The sequence below is a fragment of the Roseofilum halophilum BLCC-M91 genome, assembly GCF_030068445.1.
GTDB lineage: Bacteria > Cyanobacteriota > Cyanobacteriia > Cyanobacteriales > Desertifilaceae > Roseofilum > Roseofilum halophilum.
Genome location: NZ_JAQPOK010000120.1, coordinates 1 through 13,334 on the forward strand (window position 1 = coordinate 1; position 13,334 = coordinate 13,334).

Sequence of the window (13,334 nt, forward strand, 5' to 3'; positions counted from 1 at the left end):
CGCGGTAATGGGTAATGGGTAATGGGTAATGGGAAAACCATTTTTTACGCTAGAGTGCCCATTCTTCAGGCTTTTCATGGGACAACACTCTCAAGGAACATTTCGATTACTGTACCTCATAACATCGAAAAACGCTGTAAGTGCAAAAACTCAGAAATTAAATTTGGAAATCGTTTTAAGAGCAGAGAAGCGAAAGTAACAAATTTTTGCTGCTCTAATTACTAACAATCACACAATTAATCTAGAGAATAATCATGGCTAACAATCTTCTGATCGTTTTTGGTGGAACCACAGAAAATACTGTTGTTTTTCCGTCTAATGACTCTCAACTCAACTCTTCCGGACTATTCTCACATGAGGAACTGGACTCTAACCATGTAGATGTTTTACAAATCAATTTGCTTACAGTAGAGCCGAGTGTCAGTTTTCGTGCGAACCAACATAGTCCATTAGGAGAATTGAATGGAGCCTGGCTAACAGCAAAACCTAAAGGTATTTCGAGAGCATTAAAATCTTCTTTAACAGGTAAATACTCCGATCCAAGCTTAGACAGTATAGCTAAATTTATTGAAGATGCTAATTGGAGTCAATATAATTATACTGAAAATTCAGATGCCAGGGGAATGACTGTTACAGTATTTAATCAGTTTTCACGAAGCTCAAAAGACTTAATCACCAATTTCTTGAACAACTCAGGTAAAGATTATGATTCTGTATTGATGTTGGCTCATAGTCGAGGTTGTGGCTTGACTCTTCAATCCTTGTCCCAGAATGATGTGAATAGCACATCTGACCTTAATAACCTTGAATTGTCCAGTGATGTATTAACCGATAAACTTAAGCGCGTTGTCCTCTTAGATCCAGTATCAAAAAACGCCAATAATGCTAATGATATCATCCCACCCGCTAATGCAAAAGTCGTGGCAAAACTGAGCCAAACGAACAAGGAAATCCATATTGTTTCTAAAGCAAAGTCAACCTCAAAGGGGATTTCTACAGACTATGGCAGTTATGTTGATGTTTTGGTGGGGGCGAAAAATGGGAGCAGCAATGGACTTGATTTCAGGAATATTTATGTACATATTGCTGAGATAGCCCATGAAGGAATGCTCTCGGAGAAATTACGAGGAAATTTCAAGAAATACCTGAATATTATCGTGGATCAGCCGTGGATGCAAACTTATTTTAACGATCGGGAAGTGTCTGCGATGAATGTGGGGGAATTGTCTCCATTAATTGAAGTAGAAGATCGACGAACAGCATTTGAGCATTGCATTCGGCAAAAATAGGGATCTGGCTGAATTTACTCAGGAGAAAAGGGGCGATCGCTCCCTTTTTTTTATCTCTAAATAATCGCACCAGATCCAAACTCGCAAAATTCCAAATCACGTCCAACCCAACGTTAAGTAGGCAGAAGACAACCCCAAAAGTGGAAGACAATCAGGCGAGCGATCGCACAATCAAGAGGTTCAAGCATGGCAGCTACACAGACAAACGAGACAAACATTACCGAAATTTCAGCATTACCTGGACTTCAACAGTTATGGTCTGAAACCCAAGGCAACCCTCAAATCTGTGTCGCCATTCTTGACGGCCCCGTAGACCTCTCTCATCCCTGTTTTGACGGTGCAAACCTAGAAACCAACACCCATGAAGAAACCGCCAGCACCGGCCTCATGTCCGGTCATGGAACCCATATTACCAGCCTGATCTTTGGTCAGCCCGGTAGCCCCATCTCCGGCATTGCTCCTCGTTGTCGCGGTCTCATTTTGCCCGTATTTTCCGATCGCCCTCCCCATTCCCTGTCCCAACTTGACTTAGCCCGGCAAATCAATCAAGCCGTTCAACAAGGCGCTCATGTCATCAACATTAGCGGCGGTCAACTGGCTCAAGCCCATGAAGCCGATCCCATACTGGCAAAAGCCGTGCAATCCTGCCAAGACAACGGGGTTCTGATTGTAGCGGCGGCGGGAAATGATGGATGTTCCTGTCTCCATGTCCCCGCCGCCTTACCCGGAGTTCTGGCCGTCGGTGCGATGAACAACCAAGGCCTGCCCTTCGATTTCAGCAATTGGGGAGAAACTTATTTTACCCAAGGTATCTTAGCTCCTGGTGAAAACATCTTGGGGGCCCAACCGGGGGGAGAGACTGCGAGCAAAAGCGGCACGAGCTTTGCCACGCCCATTGTATCTGGAATCGTGGCCCTGCTCTTGAGCGTGCAACTCCAACGGGGCCAAACTCCCGACCCCCAAGCCGTCCGCGATGCCATTCTCCAGAGTGCTATACCTTGCCCGCCAGAAGCCGTTTCTGATTGTCGTCGCTTCTTGGCTGGAAGTCTCGATATTGCCCAAGCTTATGCCCTAATTACCCAAGGAGGAACCCCGAAATTGTCTGAGGAAAATTTAGCACAACCCATGATTCAAGGAAGTGACGCGACGGAGCCAAATCTAGAGCCAGTTGCAGAAGTCACGCCCTCTGCATCGGTGTCAGAAACGATCCATCCTTTAGAGAATCGTGAACCGACAATGACCGTAATCCCTACACAACTGGCAACGCCGTCCGTCACTGCCAGCACTGTAGCCCCTTCACAGACCTGTGGCTGTAGTGGTGGTGGTGCAAAATCTATCGTGTATGTAACGGGTACAGTCAGCTACGACTTTGGCACTGAGGCTCGTCGAGATAGCTTTAAGCAACTGATGCCGTATGTGGAAGGGAATCCACCCTTCCCACCGAATCCATTTGTGGTGAGCCAAATGGTGGACTACCTGGAACAAAACCCCTATGAATCCCAATCCCTCATTTGGACATTAAACCTAGAACTGACCCCAATTTATGCGATCGAACCTGTAAATGCATACACTGATTTGGTTTATCTGCAACTGATTTCCGCTCTCAAGGGGCAAATTAAGCCTGAAGACGATCGCGAATATGTCTCTAGGATTTCGGTTCCAGGAGTATTAACAGGCAAGACAGTGAGACTCTTCTCTGGGCAAGTCGTTCCGGTCATTGTGCCAGAAATTCGGGGCATGTATGAGTGGAATACCAACCAATTGGTGAACCTGGCAGTTGAAGCAGCAAGGGCTGGCGTAACCCAGGCCCAGGCTGCCCAACAGGAAGATGCAACACGAGATTCTCTGAAGGAATTTCTCCAGCGCATGTACTATGAATTTCGCAATCTGGGTCAAACTTCCGAAGAACGGGCGCTGAATTTCGCCGCCACGAATGCATTCCAAGCAGCCCAAGCTTTAACTGAGGCGACTGGGAGAGGGATGCAACTTGATGCCATTGAAACGGAAAAAAGTCCTTTCTGTCGTATGGATTCAGATTGTTGGGATGTGAAACTAAAGTTTTTCGATCCAGAAAACGATCGCCGAGCGAAAAAGGTCTTTCGATTCACCGTGGATGTAAGCGATACCATGCCCGTCACCATTGGCGAGATGCGGAGTTGGTCGATTTCTTAACTGAGCCGAGCGATCACTCATTTCCTTTGAGATGAAAAATCTGCCGAAACAATCGCAACCTGTAATTCGGAGTCTGAAGTTTTTCGATCCTGAACCTCAGTGGCAGGCGCAAACCCTACTTCCCTTGACTGTGGATGTCAGAGATATGAAACCTATCTCCATGATTTCCCTGCCGAGTTGGTCGATTTCTGACTCAAACCATCCGTCATTCACTCCCTAGTTTTTACTCAAAACATGAAGAATTTACCCAAACAATCTCAACCCGTTGTTCGTAATCTGAATCTCCCGTCTTCTTTGTTGAATGATGGGGCGATCCACAGCTCTGATATTCGGCACTGTTATAAGCTACCTGGTTTAGCGAGAAGCATGTGCATGGCTGCCTATTAGGACTCTATTTCCCACTCACTTAAACAGGAGATATATCGATGAAAGTTCCGATGATTGCCGGTCACGTCCCGCGTTTGTCGCTAGAGGCGATCGGCAATAACCCAACTATCTGTAAACCATCAAGAAATTACGAGGAAAAATCATGAAAACTCCGAAACAAGTTGCTCCCGTTGAGCGCAGTCTGAATCCGGCTCCTATTTCTGGCCAAAATGGCGTTGAAGCGAGCGGTATTTTTGATGACGTTCTTGACGTTGCCAAGACAGTTGCTCCCATTGCGGCTCCCTTTCTGACCTCTCTGATCTAGCTTTGCAGCCTTCTTAGCCTGAATTGCTAATCAACGGTCATTCGATCGCTTGTACAGGGGTTGTTGACTCAATAACCCCTGTACTTTTCTCCCACAGCGCCATCACTTGCGAAACTTATGACTCTGACTTCTTTACCGGTTGAATCGATCGCCGATACCGCGTTCTTAACGGCTACCTATCGCGCTTTGGAAGGCGATCGGCCAGATGCCCTATTCCAAGACCCCTATGCCGAAATTTTAGCAGGCGATCGAGGTCAAAAACTTATCGAAGCCATGCCAGGGGGAGCAACAGGAGCATCAGGGTGCGCTGTCCGTACTGCTGTGATGGATGAGTTGATTCTGCGGACTATCCAAGAAGAAAATATTGATACAGTCATCAGTCTGGGAGCAGGGCTAGATACGAGGCCTTATCGACTGCCTTTGCCCAGTTCTCTGCGTTGGAGCGAATGGGATTTACCAACTATCCTAGACTACAAAACTGAAAAACTCGCTGGTCTAGAACCCAGGTGTGTTCTAGAATTCATGCCTCTGGATGTGACTGATACGGCTACCCGGCAGATCGTCTTGCAAGCTATGGGCAAGATAGCGAAACAGGTACTGGTACTGACAGAAGGACTACTGATTTATCTGACAACAGAGCAAGTAGCAGCACTGGCAACCGATCTCTATGCCCAGTCTCCCTTTCAGTGGTGGCTCACCGATCTCGCTTCGCCCCATGCGTTGCGCTATTTCCAGAAGAGTATCAATCATGCTGTTCATTCGAGCCAAGCGATGTTGCAATTTGCACCAGAAGCAGGTACGGAGTTCTTTGAGCCATATGGTTGGAGAGCTGTGGAATGGCGATCGCTTCTTGAAGAGGGAGAGCGCTTGCAGCGAGAAATTTTGCCCCCATCGCTGCTGGTTCAATTCCAAACCCCAGAAGTCTGGGCAATTTGGCGAGAAATGTCCAGTTTTGTATTACTGCAACGCCACTGAATCTAAAATCAAGGTTGAATTTATCTCAGGAGTAAACCATGAAATCCCCCCATCAATCCCAACCCGTAAACCGGAGTGAAATCCGAGAACCTGACTTAATATTAGTGTCGGTTAAAGACAGTAAAGGTGAGCTGAAACAGCAATATCGGTTCGTGCGTGGCTCTGACCCAAATTCAAACGACCCCGCGCAATTTATAGAACCCCTTGATTGCGGGTGTCAGATCTTTTCAGGTGTGTCCAGAGCCATGTGCTGGGCTGCCTGTGGTTTGGTCTAAGCAATTTTTAGGGGCGAATTGTTTTTGCCCCTACAATCAGGTATCATTGTTATTTGAATTCAGTATAATTCCCAAAAGCAACTCCTATGACTTTCAAAATCCTTAGTTTAGACGGCGGTGGCATCCGAGGAGTCTTATCTGCAAGACTGCTGCAAGAAGTCGAGACTGTTATCCGAGAAAAACATAAACAAGAACTACATCAATATTTCGACTTAATCACCGGGACATCCACCGGTTCAATTATTACGGCTGCCATTGCTTGTCAGATGAAAGCTCAAGAAATGATTGATGTTTACCTCAACGAGGGAGAAAATATCTTCCTAGACTCGGTTCGCCAACAACGGAAATGGCGTAAAGTCAGTGAGGCGATCGGCAGTCATGTGTTATATCCCCATGAAACGGGAGAGCAGGGATTGACTAAAGTCTTGCAGAAAACATTGATCCATCCAAAGTTTGGTTCTCCGACCATTAGCCAGATTGATAAACCCTATATTCTGATTCCAGCTTATGATGTGTATTCCCGCAATACCACCTGGTTTGCCAATAATCCTGTGGATGATGGGGCTTGGTATGATAATATCGATCTTTGGAAAATCTGCACCGCCTCAGCTTCAGCACCTACATTTTTTCCGCCTTACGAACTGCCCTATAATGAAGAAGAGAATTTACCCCATATTGATGGAGGTGTTTCCGCTAATAATCCAGGTTTAATGGCGATCGCCCATGCTTTGTTGATCGAGAAAAAGAATAACTTAAAGTTAAAAGATATTGCAGTTCTCTCCATTGGCACGGGTGATACCACTTGTCCCTATAGCTATGAAGAGGTGAAAAACTGGGGATTGCTAGGTTGGGCTAAACATTTACCTGATATGTTCCTAAATCCTGGGGCGCAAAACTCAGAAGTAATCTGCGAACAAATTCTTGATAGTGTGGGGGGAGATGTTCTTCGGTTAGATTTCGATCTGAATCATCGCTTTGAAGGAGAGAAACAACCGGGCCGTTTGCGTCCCCTACTCGATCAACCCTATAATGAATATATTTACAAAAATAAGAATAAGTATAAAGAAATCAGTGAAGAGATTGATAATCCGGAAGCTTGCCCGGAACTGATTGAGGCGGCTGAATGTTATCTTGATTGTGGCGAAGTTTACTATGGTCAGCCAGGAGTGCCAGTTCGAGAAGCTATTAAGGAATTTATCAATTCCCATTCACCCTACATTCAGGCGAATTAGCTGGATGTCAAGTTCGCGTGAGTGTAATTTTAAAAAAAGTTTACATTAACAGGAGACTCAAAGCATCCAGGGAGGAAAATTTGACAAAACAAAATTATACATTAAATAAATCACTCGATCTTATCCAACCCTCGATTTTGGGTATGGAAGGTTAAGCCATGATCTGTTTTTATGTTCTATTGGTTACTAAAAATATTGAAGATTATACTCAAGTTGATCGATTCTTAAATCAGGCTCCCAGTTCAGTTACACGGGATCTAGAGTTTCAAGTTGACTATTGCGATCGCCTAGAAGCGGCGATCGCCCAACTCTCAGAAAAACACTTTGATGTCCTGTTAATCTCCCTCAATTCCCCAGATAGTCAAGCTATGGAAACCTTACAGAACTGTCAGGAACGGTTTCCCCACCTTGCCATTGTGGTATTTACAGAAAGCAGAGATGAAACCCTGCGGGTTCAATGTCTACAGGTAGGGGCACAGGGATATCTAGTCAAAGACCAAATCGATAGCAAGCTGTTAGTCTACTCCCTACGGTTGGCGATCGAGCAAAAACGCCAACTGCAAGTTTTACAGCAAAATCAATTAAAACGGCTACAAGAACAAGAAATTCTGAGTCTCAGACATATCGCTGATACGGTCAAAACCCAGATCACTGCCAAACTGTTTGGATTATCCTTATTACGAGAATCATCACCGGAAATTTTTCAAGAAATTGTGCAACAATATGCAGAGTTAATGGACTTGTCGATGGAACAAAGGATTTATAAAGTTGACTATAACATTTCTGAACAACTGCGAAACATGGGAGAACAGCTAGGGTTCCTCAAAGCTTCCCCTAGAGATGTGGTTGACATTCATACTCAAGTTTTGAAAGAAAAGACCCAAAACAGCAACCCCGTCAAAGCTCAAGCGTATGTCTCTGAAGGGCGATTAATGGTTTTAGAATTAATGGGTTACTTAGCCTCTTACTATCGTAAATACTTTATTGGCTTAAGTAAACTCAACGTCACTAAAAACTACCAAAACTTCAAACCATAATGCACCACTATTTACTCAAGCTCTATATTACCGGGAATACGCCTAAATCCCAACGAGCGATCGCCAATCTGATAGAAATTTGCAATACCCAACTTGAAGACCAATATGAACTGAAAATAATTGACGTTTTAGAAGAACCCGAACTGGCAGAAACGGAAAGAATCCTCGTCACTCCCACCCTGATTAAGCAACTCCCCCAACCCATTCAGAGGATTATCGGAGATCTATCCAATGCTGACACACTACTGTTGGGACTAGATTTGATTCCAGAGACGAGAGACAATGAAAGAAACGAATCCTGAGATTCTCATCCATATCCTTAACGATTAAACCACTGTTTCCGCTTCGCGGACATGAAGATGACTGTAGACAACTATCCAGACTCAGAGGCAATTGAGAAGCTTGAAACCGGTATTCCCGGATTTGACTTTCTGTCCCAAGGGGGCTTACCTAAAGACCGGGCAACCCTAGTAGTGGGAACAGCAGGGAGTGCAAAAACCGTATTTGCCACCCAATTTCTGGCCGAAGGGATTAAACGGGGCGAAAACGGGATCTTTATTACGTTTGAAGAACCCCCAAAAGCCATCCGTAAGAATATGCGCGGGTTTGGTTGGAAAATTCGGCACTGGGAAGACAATCGTCAATGGGCCTTTGTTGATGCTTCTCCCCAACCCGGAGATAAACCCATTGTCAGTGGCGAATACGATCTCGGTGCATTGTTAGCCCGGATCGAGTTCGCTATCCGTAAATACAATGCCAAACGAGTATCGATGGACTCTTTGGGAGCAATTTTTTCCCACTTGACGGATAATGCCCAAGTTCGTAATGACTTGTTTAAGATTGCCTCTGTCTTGCGAGAGTTAGAAGTTACCTCGATTCTGACGGCCGAGCGCACGTCGGAATATGGGGAAATTAGTCGCTATGGTGTAGAAGAATTTGTGGCTGATAATGTGGTGATTTTACGCAATGTCCTCTCTGAAGAGAAGCGTCGCCGCACCATCGAGATCCTCAAATATCGAGGTACAGAACACCAGAATGGGGAATTTCCATTTACGATCATTCCCAGACAGGGCATTACGATTATACCTCTATCGGCGATCGAACTCGAACAACGCTCTTCTAATATTCGTATTAGTTCAGGGAGCTTAGAACTCGATCGCATGTGTGGAGGTGGGTTCTTCCGGGATTCAATTCTCCTCGTCTCTGGAGCCACCGGAACCGGTAAAACCTTAATGGTGACGGAATTTATGGTCGGTGGCTTTAAAAATAACGAGCGCTGTCTACTGTTTGCCTTTGAAGAGAGTCGCGAACAACTCTATCGCAACGCGATCGGATGGGGGGTAGACTTCCAGAAAATGGAGAAAGAAGGTCTTCTCAGGGTGGTCTGTCGCTATCCAGAAACTACCGGTTTAGATAGTCATCTGATTCAGATGAAAGAAATCATTGAAGACTTTCAACCCAATCGTGTGGCGGTTGATAGTCTTTCTGCCCTAGAGCGGGTCTCGAACTTAAAAGGATTTCGGGAATTTATTATTGGATTGACTTCTTTTATTAAACAACAAGAGGTAGCAGGATTATTTACTTCTACGACACCTACCTTGGTTGGCGGAACATCGATTACTGAAGCCCATATTTCTACCATTACCGATTCGATTATTTTACTCAGATATGTGGAAATGTATGGAGAAATGCGGCGCGGACTCACAGTATTAAAAATGCGGGGTTCTATGCATGATAAAGATATCCGTGAGTTTGCCATTGATGCAGATGGAATGCATCTTGGTAAACCTTTCCGCAATGTGACCGGTATTTTAGCCGGAAATCCCATGTATATGGCCCAAAGTGAGGTCGATCGCCTCACGGGTTTATTTGATGAAGGTGTTGATTTTAGCTAAACACTTACAGGAGGATGATAGCGATGACTTCTTTCGATCAATCAGAACAAGACCGTCAGCTTGAACAGGAGGCTCGTGCGGGACGCGAGTTTTCCTTGGCCGAACTCATCTCTCGAGAGGGGGGAGATTTCTTGAAAGGGGAATCCCCCATTCCTAAACTCGCCCAATCTAGGACTGAAATCAACCGATTTATTGTGAATCACTTACCTGATTCATCCGGTTGTTTACAATCGGTTTTACAAACCTGGGTCAGCCTCGATGAAGCGAAAGTCAGTCAACATTTAGACGAACCCTTACGCGCCCTTGAGGAAATGATTACCTCCATTTTAGACAATCAACAGTTACTGTATGAATTGGTCAAGCAAGTGGATTTTCGCTGGGGTCAACTGTATCAAGAAAAACCTTATTTTCAACGACCGGGCCAAACTCCTCACCCAGAGGATGAATATACCCATGAATCGGTCTATCAAACCCTGAGTGAGTTCCTGGACTGTGTGAAGTTAGGGAATAGGCCATAGGCACTCTTGTAATAGGGAAAGATTAAACTTTCTTTGTTTCTCTGGACAAATTGCCCCTAGACTTGCGATTATGCAAGTGCGATCGGCGATCTATTTTGGTGGTGAGGAGAGAGAGCTATGGCAACAATTACGGGAACCCCTTTCAATGATTTTCTGGGTGGAACGCCCTTTTCTGATCTGATTTTAGGCCTGGAGGGTAATGATAGTCTCTATGGGGTCGATGATAACGATCAAATCTATGGTAACCAAGGGGTAGACCTGATTTCAGGCAACCGAGGCGATGATGTGGTTTTTGGGGGACAAGGGAATGATGTGATCTTTGGAGGACAAAATAACGATCGCATTTTTGGTAACCGAGGGGACGATCAGATCAATGGAAACCGAGATGAAGATATTATCTATGGGGGCCAGGGCAATGATATTCTCCGAGGAGGTCAAGGAAATGACCAATTATGGGGGGATTTTGGGGATGATATTCTCTATGGTGATAATGGCAGCGATACGGTAACGGGTGGGGCAGGCAATGATATTTTCGTCATTGGTGCGTCTGCTGCACCGAATGCTCGCACCACGGGAGGCCCTCGCATGGAAGATGCGGATGTGTTTACGGATTTCCAGTTGGGAGAAGATGTTATTGGTTTAACGAATCGTTTGCGGTTTGAGGATTTGGAAATTTTGTCGGGAATGGACAATCAAACGATTATTAAGGATATGCAAACGGGGGATTTTCTGGCGATTGTGGAGGGGGTTAATTCGACCGAGTTGACGGCGGCGAATTTCCGGACTGTACCAGGACAGTTTACGATTTGGGTTTAGGGGTAGCGATCGCCTTTCCATCAGCAGACGGTAATCCGTATAGAATATTTTCAATACCATTGATTACCATAAATATAGAAATTGTTACTGGAGAAGAGAATGTACGATCCAGATAAGCGCAAGTTACTTTCGGCCTTATGTCAAGGCTCTATTTTCTTTAGTCTATTGTGGATTTCGGTGGGAGTGCCGATCGCCATTTCTGTCATCTCTGACGATCCCGTGGTCAAGGAGAATGCCAAAGAATCCCTCAATTTCCACTTTAATGTCTGGCTATACGAAATCATTTTTGGCGTATTAACCCTGGTTTTAATTGGTTGGCCCCTGTTGGCACTGTTGCAACTGATGAGCGTGATCTTACCGGTTTTGGCGATCGCCCATTGCCTCAGTCAACCGGAAACCTCCTATCGCTATCCCTTTATCTTTCGCCTCCTCTAGGCTAACTCAAATAGGCCATCACCCCACCCACAATTAAGCCAAAAATAGAGGTGATGGCTAAAATAAAAAAGGCTTGCCACTCATTAAACCCCAAGGTTTGTAAGTCGAGGCGAGCCAACGCCCCCGAACACAGCAAAACAAACCCCCGATAGAACACATGAATGCGGGATAAAATTAACACTGAGAAAAATCCCAGGGTAACCACCCCTAACAACAACCCTACATCGCTTTGAAATCCCTTCACCATCCCCTCCTTCAGTTCCCGCAATGGAGCCGTGAGCAAGGCGGTAAAACTCAGGGCTAAGAGGGTGGCCAGAATCCAAAGACGAACCTCCGCCGAGAACGACGGAGGTTGTTCTGACCAATTCAGAGGCGGGAGCGCCGCCGCAAAACTGGTATAAGAGATCAGTAGAATGGCTAGGGAAGGCCAGGGCAGTTTCTCAATCATTTTTAACCAAGACCTCCCAGTTTATACTGTGACTATTGAACCGCAGGTTTAGGATTTTTCACTGGCTCCAACACGGTCTTTGCGCTTGTCCCGCATGGAAGAGGCATTTCTATTGCGTTTAGCCAATTTAGGCTTAGGAGTGGTGTATTTCACATCATCTTCCGTGGCATCATAGTCCGTTTCTGCCCAAGCTGGACGGGTACTATCATAGGCCATTTGCAAAGCCGCCGCCGCGATCGCATGGGGTTCATAGCCCTCTTCACTCAACTTCGCTACTAAAGGCAAGAATGAAGCCATCCTCTCCCCAGTCACCGCATCACTCACTTGTCCTTGCAGCCGGTCAATATGGCAAGCTTCAATCTGAGCGCGAGTGGGAATCCGATTCACCGTTAACCGTTGACGCACATAGCGTTCAATTTGGCTCAGTTTACGGCGCTCAAAGGATTGTACCAAACAAATCGCCTTGCCATCCTTACCCGCGCGTCCCGTCCGACCAATCCGGTGGACATAATTTTCCAGGTTATCGGGTAAATCGTAGTTAATCACATGGGAGAGGTCATCCACATGCAACCCTCGCGCTGCAATATCGGTCGCCACCACCCAGCGTACCTGACGATGGCGGAAGCGAGACATTAAGCGCTCCCGTTGGGATTGGCTCAAATCTCCATGATACTCATCCACGCTATAGCCAGCCGATTGCAGTTGACTGGTTAACTCAGCCGCTTGGCGACGGGTACGCACAAAGATAATCGCTGAATCCGGGCTTTCCATTTCCAGAATCGGTTGCAGCGCCCGTTGTTTCGTCCATCCGCGCGGAATCATATAAGCAATTTGCTCGATATGAACCGGAGCTGCTTTGGTGCGCTCTACGGTGACGGTAACGGGAGATTTGAGGAACCGTTCGACTAAAGAGCGGATTGAAGGGGGCATGGTGGCGGAGAAACAAGCGGTTTGTCGCTCTGTGGGCACTTGGGATAGGATTTTCTCCACATCTTGAATAAAGCCCATATTCAGCATTTCGTCGGCTTCATCTAAGACGACCCAAGAAAGGTCTTGAAGGGTTAACTCTTGGCGATCGAGCAGATCGATCACCCGTCCTGGGGTTCCCACCACAATATGCACCCCATTTCTGAGCCGTTGGATCTGGCGCTCAATGGACTGACCACCATAAATAGCACTCACCCGAATCCGTTTATCTCCGGTTAAATCACGAATGGCTTTGCGGACTTGTTCAGCTAATTCCCGCGTTGGGGTCAGAATCAGGGCTTGGGGGTTGTGCTGCTCCATATTGAGCCGCTCTAAAATGGGTAGAGCAAAGGTTGCGGTTTTACCGGTTCCAGTTTGCGCTTGGCCAACCACATCTCGATCCTGAAGTAAATGGGGAATGGCTTTGATTTGAATTTCTGTGGGTTCAACAAACCCAATGCTTTCTAAATATTCGGCACGGTTTTCAGAAATTCCGAGTTCTTGAAATGAAACAGTCATTAATACTCCTTAGTATGAATGGAAATTTTAAGTCCGATGTCAGCGTGAGTTAACGCTCTAGGGAAG

13 protein-coding genes are annotated in these 13,334 nt (G+C 45.9%); 11 read left to right on the forward strand and 2 right to left on the reverse strand.

Translation table 11 applies throughout. From position 1 onward, the window contains the following. The first annotated feature begins 254 nt into the window (after nucleotides 1-254). The 11 genes from PJF56_RS15930 to PJF56_RS15980 all read left to right on the forward strand — a co-directional run bounded on the left by PJF56_RS15930 (nucleotide 255) and on the right by PJF56_RS15980 (nucleotide 11,335). Nucleotides 255-1,289: a hypothetical protein gene (locus PJF56_RS15930; RefSeq protein WP_283763681.1), complete on the forward strand. Its 1,035-nt coding sequence runs from the start codon at nucleotides 255-257 to the stop codon at nucleotides 1,287-1,289. A 186-nt stretch (nucleotides 1,290-1,475) separates the two neighbouring features. Next, entirely contained in the window at nucleotides 1,476-3,461 is a 1,986-nt protein-coding gene (locus tag PJF56_RS15935) for a PatA/PatG family cyanobactin maturation protease (RefSeq protein ID WP_283763682.1), read from the forward strand. Between the two features lie 529 nt (nucleotides 3,462-3,990). Further along, the gene (locus tag PJF56_RS15940) at nucleotides 3,991-4,152 is read left to right on the forward strand and encodes a hypothetical protein (RefSeq protein WP_283763683.1); all 162 of its coding nucleotides are present in this window, start codon (nucleotides 3,991-3,993) and stop codon (nucleotides 4,150-4,152) included. Nucleotides 4,153-4,269: 117 nt separating this feature from the next. Continuing rightward, nucleotides 4,270-5,127, forward strand: a complete 858-nt coding sequence (locus PJF56_RS15945) for a class I SAM-dependent methyltransferase (RefSeq protein ID WP_283763684.1) — start codon at nucleotides 4,270-4,272, stop codon at nucleotides 5,125-5,127. Between the two features lie 361 nt (nucleotides 5,128-5,488). After that, complete coding sequence (locus tag PJF56_RS15950; RefSeq protein ID WP_283763685.1) at nucleotides 5,489-6,634, forward strand: patatin-like phospholipase family protein; 1,146 nt, start codon at nucleotides 5,489-5,491, stop codon at nucleotides 6,632-6,634. Between the two features lie 158 nt (nucleotides 6,635-6,792). Continuing rightward, nucleotides 6,793-7,671, forward strand: a complete 879-nt coding sequence (locus tag PJF56_RS15955) for a response regulator (protein ID WP_283763686.1) — start codon at nucleotides 6,793-6,795, stop codon at nucleotides 7,669-7,671. Next, nucleotides 7,671-7,973: a circadian clock KaiB family protein gene (locus tag PJF56_RS15960; protein ID WP_283763687.1), complete on the forward strand. Its 303-nt coding sequence runs from the start codon at nucleotides 7,671-7,673 to the stop codon at nucleotides 7,971-7,973. The genes PJF56_RS15955 and PJF56_RS15960 overlap by 1 nt, the downstream gene beginning before the upstream one ends. Nucleotides 7,974-8,030: 57 nt before the next feature. Beyond that, on the forward strand, nucleotides 8,031-9,566 hold the full coding sequence (kaiC, locus tag PJF56_RS15965) for a circadian clock protein KaiC (RefSeq protein WP_283763688.1): 1,536 nt from the start codon (nucleotides 8,031-8,033) through the stop codon (nucleotides 9,564-9,566). A 23-nt stretch (nucleotides 9,567-9,589) separates the two neighbouring features. Continuing rightward, nucleotides 9,590-10,084, forward strand: a complete 495-nt coding sequence (locus PJF56_RS15970; RefSeq protein ID WP_283763689.1) for a hypothetical protein — start codon at nucleotides 9,590-9,592, stop codon at nucleotides 10,082-10,084. A gap of 117 nt (nucleotides 10,085-10,201) precedes the next feature. Beyond that, nucleotides 10,202-10,900, forward strand: coding sequence for a calcium-binding protein (locus tag PJF56_RS15975; protein ID WP_283763690.1), 699 nt, complete (start codon nucleotides 10,202-10,204; stop codon nucleotides 10,898-10,900). A 99-nt stretch (nucleotides 10,901-10,999) separates the two neighbouring features. Next, nucleotides 11,000-11,335, forward strand: a complete 336-nt coding sequence (locus PJF56_RS15980; protein ID WP_283763691.1) for a DUF4870 domain-containing protein — start codon at nucleotides 11,000-11,002, stop codon at nucleotides 11,333-11,335. 1 nt (nucleotide 11,336) lies between these two features. On the opposite strand, the gene PJF56_RS15985 is transcribed toward PJF56_RS15980, so the two are convergent. Next, nucleotides 11,337-11,783 (reverse strand): hypothetical protein, encoded by a 447-nt coding sequence (locus PJF56_RS15985; protein WP_283763692.1) that lies wholly within the window; start codon nucleotides 11,781-11,783, stop codon nucleotides 11,337-11,339. Between the two features lie 48 nt (nucleotides 11,784-11,831). Next, nucleotides 11,832-13,268, reverse strand: coding sequence for a DEAD/DEAH box helicase (locus PJF56_RS15990; protein ID WP_283763693.1), 1,437 nt, complete (start codon nucleotides 13,266-13,268; stop codon nucleotides 11,832-11,834). Nucleotides 13,269-13,334: the final 66 nt, after the last annotated feature.

What these genes read in the sequence shown, in the direction of transcription:
- PJF56_RS15970 (WP_283763689.1), top strand. Translation starts at nt 9,590, where the DNA reads ATGACTTCTTTCGATCAATCAGAACAAGACCGTCAGCTTGAACAGGAG.
- PJF56_RS15935 (WP_283763682.1), top strand. Translation starts at nt 1,476, where the DNA reads ATGGCAGCTACACAGACAAACGAGACAAACATTACCGAAATTTCAGCA.
- PJF56_RS15945 (WP_283763684.1), top strand. Translation starts at nt 4,270, where the DNA reads ATGACTCTGACTTCTTTACCGGTTGAATCGATCGCCGATACCGCGTTC.
- kaiC (WP_283763688.1), top strand. Translation starts at nt 8,031, where the DNA reads ATGACTGTAGACAACTATCCAGACTCAGAGGCAATTGAGAAGCTTGAA.
- PJF56_RS15985 (WP_283763692.1), bottom strand. Translation starts at nt 11,783, where the DNA reads ATGATTGAGAAACTGCCCTGGCCTTCCCTAGCCATTCTACTGATCTCT.
- PJF56_RS15950 (WP_283763685.1), top strand. Translation starts at nt 5,489, where the DNA reads ATGACTTTCAAAATCCTTAGTTTAGACGGCGGTGGCATCCGAGGAGTC.
- PJF56_RS15960 (WP_283763687.1), top strand. Translation starts at nt 7,671, where the DNA reads ATGCACCACTATTTACTCAAGCTCTATATTACCGGGAATACGCCTAAA.
- PJF56_RS15940 (WP_283763683.1), top strand. Translation starts at nt 3,991, where the DNA reads ATGAAAACTCCGAAACAAGTTGCTCCCGTTGAGCGCAGTCTGAATCCG.
- PJF56_RS15955 (WP_283763686.1), top strand. Translation starts at nt 6,793, where the DNA reads ATGATCTGTTTTTATGTTCTATTGGTTACTAAAAATATTGAAGATTAT.
- PJF56_RS15930 (WP_283763681.1), top strand. Translation starts at nt 255, where the DNA reads ATGGCTAACAATCTTCTGATCGTTTTTGGTGGAACCACAGAAAATACT.
- PJF56_RS15980 (WP_283763691.1), top strand. Translation starts at nt 11,000, where the DNA reads ATGTACGATCCAGATAAGCGCAAGTTACTTTCGGCCTTATGTCAAGGC.
- PJF56_RS15990 (WP_283763693.1), bottom strand. Translation starts at nt 13,268, where the DNA reads ATGACTGTTTCATTTCAAGAACTCGGAATTTCTGAAAACCGTGCCGAA.
- PJF56_RS15975 (WP_283763690.1), top strand. Translation starts at nt 10,202, where the DNA reads ATGGCAACAATTACGGGAACCCCTTTCAATGATTTTCTGGGTGGAACG.